Genomic DNA, 11,921 nt, shown 5'->3' with positions numbered 1-11,921 from the left:
GTAAGCCTGATTTTTTGCTTTTTTAACATGAATTGTGCTCGAAGTGTACAAGCAAGAAACCTGCCTGATCGGTCATGGCGTGAATACAAAGTCGTGAAGAGCGGCGTCGTTGACAGGAAATAGCTGTGAGGCCACGTGAATCGGGGCCTGCGTAAATGTGTGATTTTAATTGTGTACAATTTTTTTGATAAATGTCTTAATCATGCCTTCGCTGCCGCCCCATCGTGCTCCACACGGGTGCAGCGGTCCTTTTTATCAACTGACTCCGGGAGGCGCGAGACCTGCACGATCAATGATTCGGCAGGCGCGCAGAATCAATGGGACGTTTGACCACTCACGTTTTGGATGCCGCACACGGTTGCCCTGGCAGCTCGATCAAGGTCGAGTTGTTTCGGGTTGAGGGTTCACAGTTGGAACTGGTTGCCACTGCCCTGACCAACAGCGACGGTCGTTGCGACGCGCCGCTGCTGGAGGGTGACGATTACCGCTCCGGGGTATATCAGGTGCAGTTCAGTGCGGGTGATTACTACCGCGCCCGCGGTGTGCAATTGCCTGAACCGGCCTTTCTGGATGTTGTGGTACTGCGCTTTGGCATCAATGCCGAGCAGGCGCACTACCACGTACCTTTATTGATTTCGCCTTACAGCTATTCCACGTATCGCGGAAGCTAGTTTCACCCTGCGCATGTGGTTTTTTGCCCGCTCACACTGCGGGCTTTTTTTATTTCACGGCCATGGGATCAGGCCCTGGCAACCGTCTGCCGTGAATGCTCACGACGACGCGGATGGGCAGCATCCCGTTTGGGGCCTTGTTATCGCGGGCTTGTAACGGGAATTCGCCGGTGTACTCCCCCATGCGCAGTGAACGGTTGTCACTGTGGTGGTATTGCACGCTGAAAAACAGACTCGTGCCTTCCTCGCAGTGTCGATATTCACTCATGGGCGTTGTGCGACAGGAACCGATTGACCGGTAGGCCCTGAGTTGAATCGTTGCGGGCGATCCTGAGGGGCTGGTGACGCATACGTTCAATGTGGTGTAGGGCGTATGCAATCAGGGAACAAGTCAGAAACGGGCTTCCTGACTTGTCTGGAGCACGTTACAGATTAGCGACTCAACAGCGATGCAGTGCCCGCGACACTGAACAATCCGGCGCTGACCCGGTTGAACCAGCTTTGTCCTTTGCCGCTGCGCAAGTACCCCGCAGCCCCGTGTGCGCCCAGGCCGTAGGCCAGCTTGCAGAGCAAGTCGAGGACGGTCCAGGTCGCAATCATCACCAACAACTGATTAAGAAACGGTGCGTCAGAGTTGAGAAACTGCGGCAGGAAGGCGGCAAAGAACAAGATGTCTTTCGGGTTGCTGGCGCCCAGCACAAACGCGCGCCCAAACAGTGCGCTAAAGCGCGGTTTAGGGGCGGCTTCGGGCACTGTGGTTGCTTGCGCGGGTTGGCGTGATTGCTTCCAGCTTTGCCACGCGAGGTAGAACAGGTACAGCGCACCCACAATCTTGAGTGCGCTGAACAGTTGCTCCGAGGCCAGCAGCAGTGCGCCCAACCCCAGCGCCGATGCGCTCAGCAGGCAAATCGAGGCGAATACACCGCCCAGAAAAGCCGGGTACGAACGGCGCAGGCCGTAGTTCAAACTGTTGCTGATCATTAATAACGACAACGGCCCCGGAATCAGGATTACCACCAATGCCGCGCTGCTGAACAGCAGCCAGGTTTCCAGACTCATCACTTCCTCCATGTCACAAGCACCCCGCACAGTGGCGGGGCAGGTTGATATCGCCGCGCTTACAGGTAAATAAACTTGGCGATGAAAATGGCGCACAGCACCCACAGGCTGATGGAAATGTTACGGTATTTGCCCGTGCCAGCCTTGAGTGCCACGTAGCTGATGAAGCCCAAGGCAATGCCATCGGCTACCGAAAACGTCAGCGGCATCATGATCATCGTCACAATGGCCGGGATGCAGTCAGTCGGCTCGTCCCAGTTGATGTGTTGCATGCCGCCCACCATCAGCATCGCGACGTAAATCAGGGCCCCGGCTGTGGCATAGGCGGGGATCATGCCTGCCAGCGGGGCGAAGAACATGGCCGCGACAAACAACACGCCTACGGTCACGGCGGTTAGCCCAGTGCGCCCGCCTGCCGCCACGCCAGCAGCACTTTCGACGTAGCTGGTCACAGGCGGTACACCGACCACCGCGCCGAATACGCTGGACGCGCTGTCGGCCTTGAGTGCGCGGGACAGGTTTTCGATTTTGCCGTCAGCCTTCACCAGCCCGGCACGTTGTGCCACGCCCATCAAGGTGCCTGCGGTGTCGAACATGTGGACAAACAGAAAGGCCAGTACCACGCTGATCATGCTGATGTTGAACACACCTTTGAGGTCCATGGCCATCCAGGTCGGCGCCAGGCTGGGGGGCGCAGACAGAATGCCGTTGTAATGCACCAGATCCAGGCCCCATCCGGCCAGCGTCACGGCGATGATGCTGATCAGGATGGCGCCAAACACGCGGTGATAGCTGAGCACGGCAATCATCAGGAAGCACACGGCGGCCAGCAGCGGCGCCGGGTCGCGCAAAGAGCCGAGTTTAATCAGGGTCGCCGGGCTGTCGACAATAATGCCCGAGGTTTTCAGGCCGATCAGGCCCAGGAACAGGCCGACGCCTGCACCCATGGCGTAACGCAAGCTGACGGGAATGCTGTTGAGCAACCATTCGCGGACACGCGACAGGGTCAATATCAGAAAAAGCACGCCTGAAACGAAAACGGCACCCAGCGCGGTCTCCCAGCTGTAGCCCATCGTCCCGACCACGGTGTAGGTAAAAAACGCGTTCAAACCCATACCGGGCGCAAGGCCGACAGGCCAGTTGGCATACAGCCCCATCAGCAGGCTGCCCAGGGCGGCGGCAATGCACGTGGCAACAAAGGCGGCGCCATGGTTGATGCCCGCGTCGGCCATGATGTTCGGGTTGACGAAGATGATGTAAGCCATGGTGATGAAGGTGGTCAGCCCAGCGATCAATTCCGTTTTGACGGTGGTGCCATGCAGCGACAACTTGAACAGGCGCTCCAGCCAGCCACGTTGGGCGGGCGGCGAAAGATCCAGAGCAGGGGCGTTTGGTTTAGGGCTGTCCACGGTGATTTCCTCAGGCTTTTATTGTTTTTGAGCGCGCTGGTTGAGGCAAATGACGCAAGAAACGCAGCTTCCTGACCATTGAGTCAAGAAAGTGCGTGAGGTGAATTATGCTTTTGTATACAAATAAAGCAAATAATGTTTTCAGGATTGTGCGGGATTTAAATCGAAAAGGGTTGGGGCAGGGTGGACTCAGGCCCGGGTTTGACGGCTTTGACCCAAGGCATGGTTGATCGCCAGCCAACCGTTGACCGCCTCTTCACCTTCTTGGACGAAGACGCGCTGCAAGAGTTTGACTTGCTCACGGCGCAAGTTTCTTTCAAACCGCACCCCGTCCGGCGTTAGCTCCAGCAGGCGTTTGCGTTTGTCGGTCTCAGGCGCAACGCTGCGCACCAGATTCATGTCGATCAATTGGCGCAAGGGTGTGTTCAGTGCCTGCTTGCTCACGCCCAGCAAGGTCAGCAGCTCTTTGACGCTGACGCCGGGGTGATGGGCAATGAAAAATACGATGCGTTGATGCACCCGGCTGAGCCCGCGGCGGGCCAGCATTTCATCCGCCTTGGCGGTAAATGCTTGATAGCCAAAGAAGAAGGCTTGCATGGCGGCACGCTGAGTGATCGGATTTTTAAGGTCAAGCATATTGACGTATCTAGGCTGCGCGGCGTAATTTCGGTCAAGCAGTTTGACTTATTTCCAATTACTTCCGCTACCGGTGATCTGTATGGCCTTCTCCGAACGTGTTTCCCGCCTGAAAAGTTCTTTGATTCGCGAAATTCTGGCTGCGGCCCAACGTCCGGAAGTCATGTCGTTTGCTGGCGGTCTACCGGCCGAAGCAATGCTACCCAAAGTCGACTGGACCGACATGCCGGCCTCGATGGGCCAATACGGCATGAGCGAAGGCGAGCCGGCCCTGCGTGAAGTGCTGGCGGCCGAAGCGCGTGCTCTGGGCGTTGAGTGCGACGCCAGCCAAGTGATGGTGCTCAGCGGTTCGCAGCAAGCCCTGGACCTGGCGGCCAAGCTGTACATCGACAAGGGCACCGAGATCATGCTCGAAGCGCCGACCTATTTGGCGGCCTTGCAGATCTTTCAACTGTTCGGCGCCCAGTGCCTGACCTTTCCGTTGCAAGCCGACGGCCCTGACCTGGCGGCGCTGCGCAGTGAGCTGGAAAAACATTCGCCTGCGTTCATCTACCTGATCCCGACGTTCCAGAACCCTTCGGCCGTGCGCTACAGCGAAGCCAAGCGGGATGCCGTGGCGGCGCTGCTGGATGAGTTCGGCGTGACACTGATTGAAGACGAACCGTACCGTGAGCTAAATTTCGACGGCGGCAGTGCCACGCCGATTGTCAGCCGTCTGAAAAAGGCCAGCTGGATCTACACCGGTACGGTGTCCAAAACCCTGCTGCCGGGTCTGCGCGTGGGATTCCTGATCGCCAGCCCTGATTTGTTCCCGCACTTGCTGCGCCTCAAGCAATCGGCGGATCTGCACACCAACCGCGTCGGGCAGTGGCAGGCCTTGCAGTGGATCGGCACTGAAAAAATGCGCAATCACCTGGCCGAGTTGCGTGACTTTTACCGCGTGCGTCGCGATGGCTTTCAGGCTGCGCTGCAAGAGCACTTCGCGGACCTGGCCGACTGGCACGTGCCGCAGGGCGGCTTGTTCTTCTGGCTCACCCTCAAGCAGCCGCTCGACACTCGCACCTTGCTCAAGCCGGCGCTGGAGCAAAATGTCGCGTTCATGCCGGGCGAACCGTTTTTTGCCGAGCCGGATCAACACATCGGCAGCTTGCGCCTGAACTTCAGCCACATCGATCCTGAGCGTTTGCATGAAGGCCTCAAGCGCCTGGCCAACGTTATTCGTCACGCACAAGCCGCACAGGCGGCTTAGAGGGTTTGCGATGCTTAAGGTTTATGGCGATTACAACTCGGGCAACTGCTACAAGATCAAGCTGATGCTGCACCTGTTGGGGCTTGAGTACGAATGGCAGTCAGTGGACATTCTCAACGGGGAGACTGAAACCCCGGCGTTCCTGGCGAAAAACCCTAACGGCAAAGTGCCTGTCCTTGAGCTTGAGGACGGTACGTGCCTGTGGGAATCCAACGCGATCCTCAACTACCTGGCGGACGGTAGCGAGTTCCTGCCGACCGAGCCGCGTTTGCGCACCCAAGTGCTGCAATGGCAGTTTTTCGAGCAGTACAGCCATGAACCTTATGTTGCCGTGGCGCGCTTCATTCAGTTCTACCTGGGGCTGCCCCAGGAGCGGCTTGAGGAGTACCGAAAATTGCAAAAGCGCGGGTACAAAGCGCTGGACGTCATGGAGCAGCAACTGGCCCGCACCCCGTATCTGGTGGGTGAGCACTATTCGATTGCTGATGTGACGCTGTATGCCTACACCCACGTGGCTCATCAGGGCGGGTTTGATCTGGCGGGTTACCCGAGCATTCAAGCCTGGTTACAACGGGTGGCCAGTCACCCGCGCCATGTAACGATGCTGGGCTGAACTGCCCGCACTGAAAAACCGGCCATGTGCCGGTTTTTTTGAGCCTGTGGCCGATGCCCCAAAGGCCCGCAGCCTGCGTGCCTTAAGCAACGAGCGGTGGCGGGGTGTCAGACGTTGGCGAAGCGGTTGTTCAGGTAGTCAATGATGACCTTGGATTCGTACATCCAGGTGGTCTTGCCACCTTCCTCAATACGCAGGCAAGGGACTTTGATCTTGCCGCCTTGCTCCAGCAGGGTTTGACGGTCCTGCTCATTGTTTTTCGCATCTCGCAAGGCCACTGGCACGTTCAGGCGGCGCAAGGTGCGGCGCGTCTTGACGCAAAACGGGCACGCGTGGAACTGGTACAGGGTCAAGCCTTGGGCGGCTTGATCAACCTGCGCCTGAGCGGTGGCAGGGCGCTGTTTTTTGCTGGGGCGGGTCAGGAAATCGCCAGCGATAATCAGCTGACCCAGGCCTACGCGGAGCGCTTTGATAAACACAGTAATAGCCTCATGGGCAAGAAAGAAGGCCCGCAGCTTACCTGAAATACGCGGGCGAAAAAAAACCGGCGATGAGCGCCGGTTTTTTGGGACGCGGGTTTTACTTGATCAGACTGAGAAACTCGCTGCGCGTCGCGGCATTGTCGCGAAACTCACCGAGCATCACCGACGTGATCATCGACGAGTTCTGCTTCTCGACACCGCGCATCATCATGCACATGTGCTTGGCTTCAATCACCACTGCCACACCCAGTGCGCCAGTGACTTGCAACACGGCATCGGCAATCTGGCGGCTGAGGTTTTCCTGGATCTGCAAGCGGCGAGCATACATATCAACGATACGTGCCACCTTTGACAGGCCCAGCACCTTGCCGCTCGGAATGTAAGCCACGTGGGCCTTGCCGATGAACGGCAACAGATGGTGTTCGCACAGCGAATACAACTCGATGTCCTTGACCAGCACCATTTCGCTGTTGTCAGAGCTGAACAAGGCACCGTTGGTGACTTCTTCCAGTGTTTGCTCATACCCGCGGCACAGGTACTGCATGGCTTTGGCTGCGCGCTTGGGCGTGTCCAGCAAGCCTTCGCGGGAGACGTCTTCGCCAAGCTGACCGAGGATGGCGGTGTAGTTTTGTTCCAATGTCACAGGGCTGTTTTCCATGTGGGTTTCGGAGGGGTACTCGATGTGCATGTACCCATATGAGGCGTTTCGGGGCGGAGCGGGCGGACGATGTCACCGCGGATGGCACGTTGACAGGCCGTTGCTCCCTGGCGCTGACCCCCGATCGCGATCGGGTCCATGAGGGGGGTACCTTCATTTGGCGCACATAGTAGCTTAGGTCGGGCGATGGGTGCACGGGCAGTGAACATTCGTTCTGCCGTTATGGTTTGCGGTCGCCGTCTGGAGACTTCTGAGTTGATCCGCGCCTATGGCGAGCTGAAACCATTGGCACAACCAGAAGCCGAAAAAACGGCACATGGCGGCACCGCACTTGGCACACAGGATGTAGCCATGATCCTGACCGAGCTGAAGGCATTGCGGGAGGAAGTCGCTGAGCTTCGTCAAGCTATGCGCCTGATTGAGCACAAGCCGGAACCCGCACAGCCTGACACACTTGAAAGTGTGTCAAACAACACCCCGTTGCCTTGGTGGAAGCGGCCCCTATGATGAAGCACTTCACTTGCAGGTGGTCACCCATCCCAACACAGATTGCTGACAGGCTGCGGGGGCGTGAATTCTCACGCTTCGATAATTTCCGAGAAGCATTCTGGACGGAAGTAGCGGCAGACCCTGAGTTAAGCAGCCAGTTTTCTGCTGCCAACAGACGTGTAATGCGCGGTGGCTCCTCCCCATTCGTGTAAGACACTGAGGCCGTGGGCGGGAGAAAAGTTCATGAGCTGCACCACGTAGATAGGATTGCTGACGGGGGTGCCGTTTATGACGTGGACAACCTCCGGGTCAACACGCCTAAAAACCACATTAAAAACCACAGTTCAAAGTAAGGGGGACGACTATGGATTTCCTCAGTAAGGACAGATTTGAGGACTACACGGAAGCAGAATTTATGCTGCTCCTGCGCGAGTTTTTTGAGGATACAAACGGTTTAAAAGGCGCAGCCTTGGAGGCTCATCTAAGTCAGCTGGCTGATCACTTCGTCCGCGTTGTGGGGCACCCACGCGGGTCTGATTTGATCTTTTATCCAGCCACTGGGGTCGATGACAGCCCAGAGGGCGTGCTATCAGAAGTGAAGAAATGGCGGGCAGCCAATGGTCTTCCTGGGTTTAAGGCAAGCTAGTAGCCCTTCAGAATTTGGAACTGCCCGCGCTCACCGTACTCGGGGGCCTAGGTGTCAATCTCGGCGCACAGCCGCTTTTCAGGCCCGCACACGGTCAGCACAGCCTTGCCGCCTCGGGCCTCAAGGTTGGCCACCTCGGCCCGTAGCCTTGCTATTTCATTCGGTGACGGCACTATGGTGAAGCACTTCACTTGCAAGTGGTCAGGTGCGTGGGCATGCTGGCGGGCATTGGCAATTATTGGGTGAAGCAAGCTGATTTATGGCGAACGGAGATTTCGCGGGACACCACTGCAAGGTGTGTTACCAGCAGGCGCTTAATGCCAAACGGCTGGAACCAGCACCACCAGAGGATTTGCAGGGGAACTGGGACCGGGCGGTGGCCGGAAACAAGAAAGCCTATGAGGCGGCTCAGGCGCGCTTAGAAGCGGCGCGGGAAGCGAACCAAAAGGACAAGAACTGCCTCGGGTACATTTTTGCCAAGTCCTGCAACCTGCCGGACGGCGTGGTCGATCACAATAATCCCGGCGGGTTCGTTCCACTTGAGCAGCTGAAGGACTATGGCGACTGGGCCGTCATGGGCACAGGTTCGGCCATCATGGCGGGTGGCACGCCCTTACAACTAATTGGCAGCTCAACGGCTGCCACCACCATAGCCAGCCGCTTGGGCGGCACCCTGTCCCTGGGCTTGATCGAAGGTGGCGCTATGATGGCGGCAGGCGCTGTGCTTGGCACCATCGGCATGCTGCTACCCAATACGACCTCGGCTGACAGCGCGTTCTACACCAAAGAGCAATACCACGCCCTGACCTTGGGCCGTACCCGTGTTCGGGTGCATGTCCAGCAGCTGGCAGCGAACACAATCAATGCCTACGGCTTTTACACGGGCGGTAAACCGGAATGGGAGAACGCCCAAGTCATCGAGGCCACGCCTCGCGGTGAGCAATTCGTGGCCGACCTTGGGCAGGGCATTGAGGTTATTTGGACGCCCGCCGCTGACCCCAACGAGCTGGGTATTCCCGCGCTTGAAGGTGCCCCGAAACTCCCTTCGGTATGGGTGTATCCGCCAACGGAACAGTCCAACAAAGCCCTGGTCAATCCGGTACATCCGCCCGACTACCAGGACGCCATTATCTGGTTTCCGACCAAGCCTGAAATAGCGCCAATCTACCTGTCGATCAGCGTTCGCAATCAACCCGGCGTCGTTACCGGCATCGGGGAGGATGTTCCAGGGGAATGGCTTGATCATGCTCGTGCAGGACTCGGGGCACCGATCCCGACGAGCATCGCGGACTCACTGCGTGGCCGGGAGTTTTCGAGCTTCAACTCATTCAGACGGGCGTTCTGGGTCGCTGTTTCGAGAGATCCATCTCTTGCGGGGCAATTTAGCGAAGATAGCCTATCTCGTATGCAGGAAGGTAAAGCGCCGCGTGCACGTGATGGCGACATGGTGGGGAAACGACAGACCCATGGCATCCATCACGTTGAACAAGTTTCAGAAGGCGGAGAGGTCTACAACGTCGATAATTTACGGGTCAATACGCCGAAAAATCATATCGACGTGCACAAAAATTAAGGACGAAAACATGAGCGATCCGTTTATCAAAGATAGCCTTTCGGATTACACGGAAGAGGAGTTTATTGGTCTTATCGATGAAATTCGCAAAGAGGATAAAGCTCCGACCGATGACCGTGCGGACGAATTGTTATTCCATTTTCGGCAAATTATTGACCATCCCAGTGGGGCCGATTTGATTTATTACCCAGAGCCTGGTGCTGATACCTCTGCGACAGGTATCACCAGAACCATCAAGGAGTGGCGAAAAGCCAATGGCCTTCCTGGGTTTAAGCCAAGCTAGTAGCCCTTCAGGATTCGGAACTGCCCGCGCTCGCCGTACTCGGGGGCCCTGGTGTCTATCTCGGCACACAGCCGCTTCTTGTCGCCGCACACGGTCAACGTCGCCTTGCCGCCTCTGGCCTCAAGGTTGGCCACCTCGGCCCGTAGCCTTGCTATTTCATCCGGTGAAGGCACTATGGTGAAGCACTTCACTTGCAGGTGGTCAGGTGCGTGGGCATGCTGGCGGGCATTGGCGATTATTGGATGAGGCAAGCTGATTTATGGCGAACGGAGATTTCGCGGGACACCACTGCAAGGTGTGTTACCAGCAGGCGCTTAACGCCAAGCGGCTGGAACCAGCACCACCAGAGGATTTGCTGGGGAACTGGGACCGGGCGGTGGCCGGAAACAAGAAAGCCTATGAGGCGGCTGAGGCGCGCTTAGAAGCGGCGCGGGAAGCGAGCCAAAAGGACAAGAACTGCCTCGGGTACATTTTTGCCAAGTCCTGCAACCTGCCGGACGGCGTGGTCGATCACAACAATCCCGGCGGGTTCGTTCCACTTGAGCAGCTGAAGGACTATGGCGACTGGGCCGTCATGGGCACAGGTTCGGCCATCATGGCGGGTGGCACGCCCTTACAACTAATTGGCAGCTCAACGGCTGCCACCACCATAGCCAGTCGCTTGGGCGGCACCCTGTCCCTGGGCTTGATCGAAGGTGGCGCTATGATGGCGGCAGGCGCTGTGCTTGGCACCATCGGCATGCTGCTACCCAATACGACCTCGGCTGACAGCGCGTTCTAGACCAAAGAGCAGTACCACGCCCTGACCTTGGGCCGTACCCGTGTTCGGGTGCATGTCCAGCAGCTGGCAGCGAACACAATCAATGCCTACGGCTTTTACACGGGTCGTAAACCGGAATGGGAGAACGCACAAGTCATCGAGGCCACGCCTCGCGGTGAGCAATTCGTAGCCGACCTGGGGCAGGGCATTGAGGTTATTTGGACGCCAGCCGCTGACCCTAACGAGCTGGGTATTCCCGCGCTTGAAGGTGCCCCGAAACTCCCTTCTGTATGGGTGTATCCGCCAACAGAGCAGTCCAACAAAGCCTTGGTCAATCCGGTACATCCGCCCGACTACCAGGACGCCATTATCTGGTTTCCGACCAAGCCTGAAATAGCGCCAATCTACCTGTCGATCAGCGTTCGCAATCAACCCGGCGTTGTCACCGGCATCGGCCAGGATGTAACGGGAATATGGCTGGCAGGTGCGAGCGTAGGGCTAGGTGCACCCATCCCAACACAGATTGTTGACAGGTTGCGGGGGCGCGAATTTTCTAGCTTTGATGCGTTCCGGAAAGCGTTCTGGATCGAGGTTGGGAATGACCCTGAGCTGAGCAGCCAATTCAATCAAGACAACTTAGAACGCATGCAAGCAGGTTATGCGCCTGCTGCCCGCGATAGAGATACTGTAGGGAAACGAAGCACCATAGAGCTACACCACGTGGAGCGCATAACTGACGGTGGAGCGGTGTATGACGTAGATAACTTGCGTGCCAACACCCCCCGGAACCACATAGATATTCACCGGAAATAACACATGAAAAAAAGCATTTCTGATTACACCGAGGCTCAGTTCATTCAGTTCATGCAAGCAATACGTTCGGCAAATAAAAGTGCATCGGACGAAGCTCTCGGCGAACTATTGGAGCAGTTCAGGTTGCTCACCGAGCACCCTGCTGGCACAGACCTTATCTACTACCCAGAAAACGGAGCGGATAACTCAAACGAAGGCATAACCGAAACCGTGAAGAAATGGCGCGAAGCCAATGGCCTTCCTGGGTTTAAGCCAAGCTAGTAGCCCTTCAGGATTCGGAACTGCCCGCGCTCGCCGTACTCGGGGGCCCTGGTGTCTATCTCGGCACACAGCCGCTTCTTGTCGCCGCACACGGTCAACGTCGCCTTGCCGCCTCTGGCCTCAAGGTTGACCACCTCGGCCCGTAGCGCGGCGATTTGATCCGGCGACGGCACCACCAGCAGCACGATGCCCAGGACAACCGCCAGCAGCAGCGCGGCTGTACCGGCCCACAGCGGCCCCCATTGCCAGCTGAACGCCGCCGCCGTTTGGCTCAAACGCTGCTCGGCCAGTTCGGCACGCCCTGCAACGCCATCCAACG

The 11,921-nt window shown here is 57.5% G+C and carries 17 protein-coding genes and 1 pseudogene; 11 read left to right on the top strand and 7 right to left on the bottom strand.

Annotated elements, in window-relative coordinates; translation table 11 throughout:
• The first annotated feature begins 317 nt into the window (after positions 1-317).
• On the top strand, positions 318-671 hold the full coding sequence (gene uraH, locus IF654_RS14395) for a hydroxyisourate hydrolase (RefSeq protein WP_047275833.1): 354 nt from the start codon (positions 318-320) through the stop codon (positions 669-671).
• Positions 672-720: 49 nt separating this feature from the next.
• Here the strand turns inward: uraH and IF654_RS14390 are convergent, their stop codons facing one another.
• The 4 genes from IF654_RS14390 to IF654_RS14375 form a co-directional block, all read right to left on the bottom strand.
• Positions 721-939 carry a hypothetical protein gene (locus IF654_RS14390; protein WP_094987492.1) on the bottom strand — a complete coding sequence of 73 codons (219 nt, stop codon included), beginning with the start codon at positions 937-939 and terminating at the stop codon, positions 721-723.
• Between the two features lie 164 nt (positions 940-1,103).
• On the bottom strand, positions 1,104-1,730 hold the full coding sequence (locus IF654_RS14385) for a LysE family translocator (RefSeq protein ID WP_194862287.1): 627 nt from the start codon (positions 1,728-1,730) through the stop codon (positions 1,104-1,106).
• 59 nt (positions 1,731-1,789) lie between these two features.
• Positions 1,790-3,139 carry an NCS2 family permease gene (locus IF654_RS14380; RefSeq protein ID WP_194862288.1) on the bottom strand — a complete coding sequence of 450 codons (1,350 nt, stop codon included), beginning with the start codon at positions 3,137-3,139 and terminating at the stop codon, positions 1,790-1,792.
• Between the two features lie 189 nt (positions 3,140-3,328).
• The gene (locus IF654_RS14375; protein WP_194862289.1) at positions 3,329-3,775 is read right to left on the bottom strand and encodes a MarR family winged helix-turn-helix transcriptional regulator; all 447 of its coding nucleotides are present in this window, start codon (positions 3,773-3,775) and stop codon (positions 3,329-3,331) included.
• Between the two features lie 82 nt (positions 3,776-3,857).
• On the opposite strand from IF654_RS14375, the gene IF654_RS14370 reads away from it, so the two are divergent.
• Both IF654_RS14370 and IF654_RS14365 read left to right on the top strand, forming a co-directional pair.
• The gene (locus tag IF654_RS14370; protein ID WP_047275823.1) at positions 3,858-5,024 is read left to right on the top strand and encodes an aminotransferase-like domain-containing protein; all 1,167 of its coding nucleotides are present in this window, start codon (positions 3,858-3,860) and stop codon (positions 5,022-5,024) included.
• 10 nt (positions 5,025-5,034) lie between these two features.
• Positions 5,035-5,637 (top strand): glutathione S-transferase family protein, encoded by a 603-nt coding sequence (locus IF654_RS14365; protein ID WP_047275822.1) that lies wholly within the window; start codon positions 5,035-5,037, stop codon positions 5,635-5,637.
• A gap of 107 nt (positions 5,638-5,744) precedes the next feature.
• On the opposite strand, the gene IF654_RS14360 is transcribed toward IF654_RS14365, so the two are convergent.
• Both IF654_RS14360 and folE read right to left on the bottom strand, forming a co-directional pair.
• Positions 5,745-6,116 (bottom strand): glutathione S-transferase N-terminal domain-containing protein, encoded by a 372-nt coding sequence (locus IF654_RS14360; RefSeq protein ID WP_047275820.1) that lies wholly within the window; start codon positions 6,114-6,116, stop codon positions 5,745-5,747.
• A gap of 100 nt (positions 6,117-6,216) precedes the next feature.
• On the bottom strand, positions 6,217-6,762 hold the full coding sequence (folE, locus tag IF654_RS14355) for a GTP cyclohydrolase I FolE (RefSeq protein ID WP_047276193.1): 546 nt from the start codon (positions 6,760-6,762) through the stop codon (positions 6,217-6,219).
• 216 nt (positions 6,763-6,978) lie between these two features.
• On the opposite strand from folE, the gene IF654_RS14350 reads away from it, so the two are divergent.
• The 8 genes and pseudogenes from IF654_RS14350 (at position 6,979) to IF654_RS14325 (ending at position 11,602) form a co-directional block, all read left to right on the top strand.
• Positions 6,979-7,284, top strand: coding sequence for a hypothetical protein (locus IF654_RS14350; RefSeq protein WP_194862290.1), 306 nt, complete (start codon positions 6,979-6,981; stop codon positions 7,282-7,284).
• A pseudogene (locus IF654_RS23195) lies at positions 7,281-7,619 on the top strand (HNH endonuclease signature motif containing protein). The gene IF654_RS14350 and the pseudogene IF654_RS23195 overlap by 4 nt, the downstream one beginning before the upstream one ends.
• An 11-nt stretch (positions 7,620-7,630) precedes the next feature.
• Positions 7,631-7,912: a bacteriocin immunity protein gene (locus tag IF654_RS14345; protein ID WP_047280859.1), complete on the top strand. Its 282-nt coding sequence runs from the start codon at positions 7,631-7,633 to the stop codon at positions 7,910-7,912.
• 259 nt (positions 7,913-8,171) lie between these two features.
• Positions 8,172-9,485 (top strand): S-type pyocin domain-containing protein, encoded by a 1,314-nt coding sequence (locus IF654_RS14340; RefSeq protein ID WP_230683712.1) that lies wholly within the window; start codon positions 8,172-8,174, stop codon positions 9,483-9,485.
• A 10-nt stretch (positions 9,486-9,495) separates the two neighbouring features.
• The gene (locus IF654_RS14335; RefSeq protein WP_047282768.1) at positions 9,496-9,768 is read left to right on the top strand and encodes a bacteriocin immunity protein; all 273 of its coding nucleotides are present in this window, start codon (positions 9,496-9,498) and stop codon (positions 9,766-9,768) included.
• A gap of 259 nt (positions 9,769-10,027) precedes the next feature.
• Positions 10,028-10,549 (top strand): hypothetical protein, encoded by a 522-nt coding sequence (locus tag IF654_RS23015; protein WP_230683711.1) that lies wholly within the window; start codon positions 10,028-10,030, stop codon positions 10,547-10,549.
• 27 nt (positions 10,550-10,576) lie between these two features.
• Positions 10,577-11,341 (top strand): S-type pyocin domain-containing protein, encoded by a 765-nt coding sequence (locus tag IF654_RS23010; protein WP_230683710.1) that lies wholly within the window; start codon positions 10,577-10,579, stop codon positions 11,339-11,341.
• 3 nt (positions 11,342-11,344) lie between these two features.
• Positions 11,345-11,602 (top strand): bacteriocin immunity protein, encoded by a 258-nt coding sequence (locus IF654_RS14325; RefSeq protein WP_047280858.1) that lies wholly within the window; start codon positions 11,345-11,347, stop codon positions 11,600-11,602.
• On the opposite strand, the gene IF654_RS14320 is transcribed toward IF654_RS14325, so the two are convergent.
• Complete coding sequence (locus IF654_RS14320) at positions 11,599-11,919, bottom strand: hypothetical protein (RefSeq protein WP_052892960.1); 321 nt, start codon at positions 11,917-11,919, stop codon at positions 11,599-11,601. The genes IF654_RS14325 and IF654_RS14320 overlap by 4 nt on opposite strands.
• Positions 11,920-11,921: the final 2 nt, after the last annotated feature.

This window comes from Pseudomonas lundensis, from assembly GCF_015377145.2.
GTDB classification, from domain to species: Bacteria; Pseudomonadota; Gammaproteobacteria; order Pseudomonadales; family Pseudomonadaceae; genus Aquipseudomonas; species Aquipseudomonas lundensis.
Note: the sequence above shows the minus strand (reverse complement) of the source record. Positions and strands in the feature narration are given on the sequence as shown.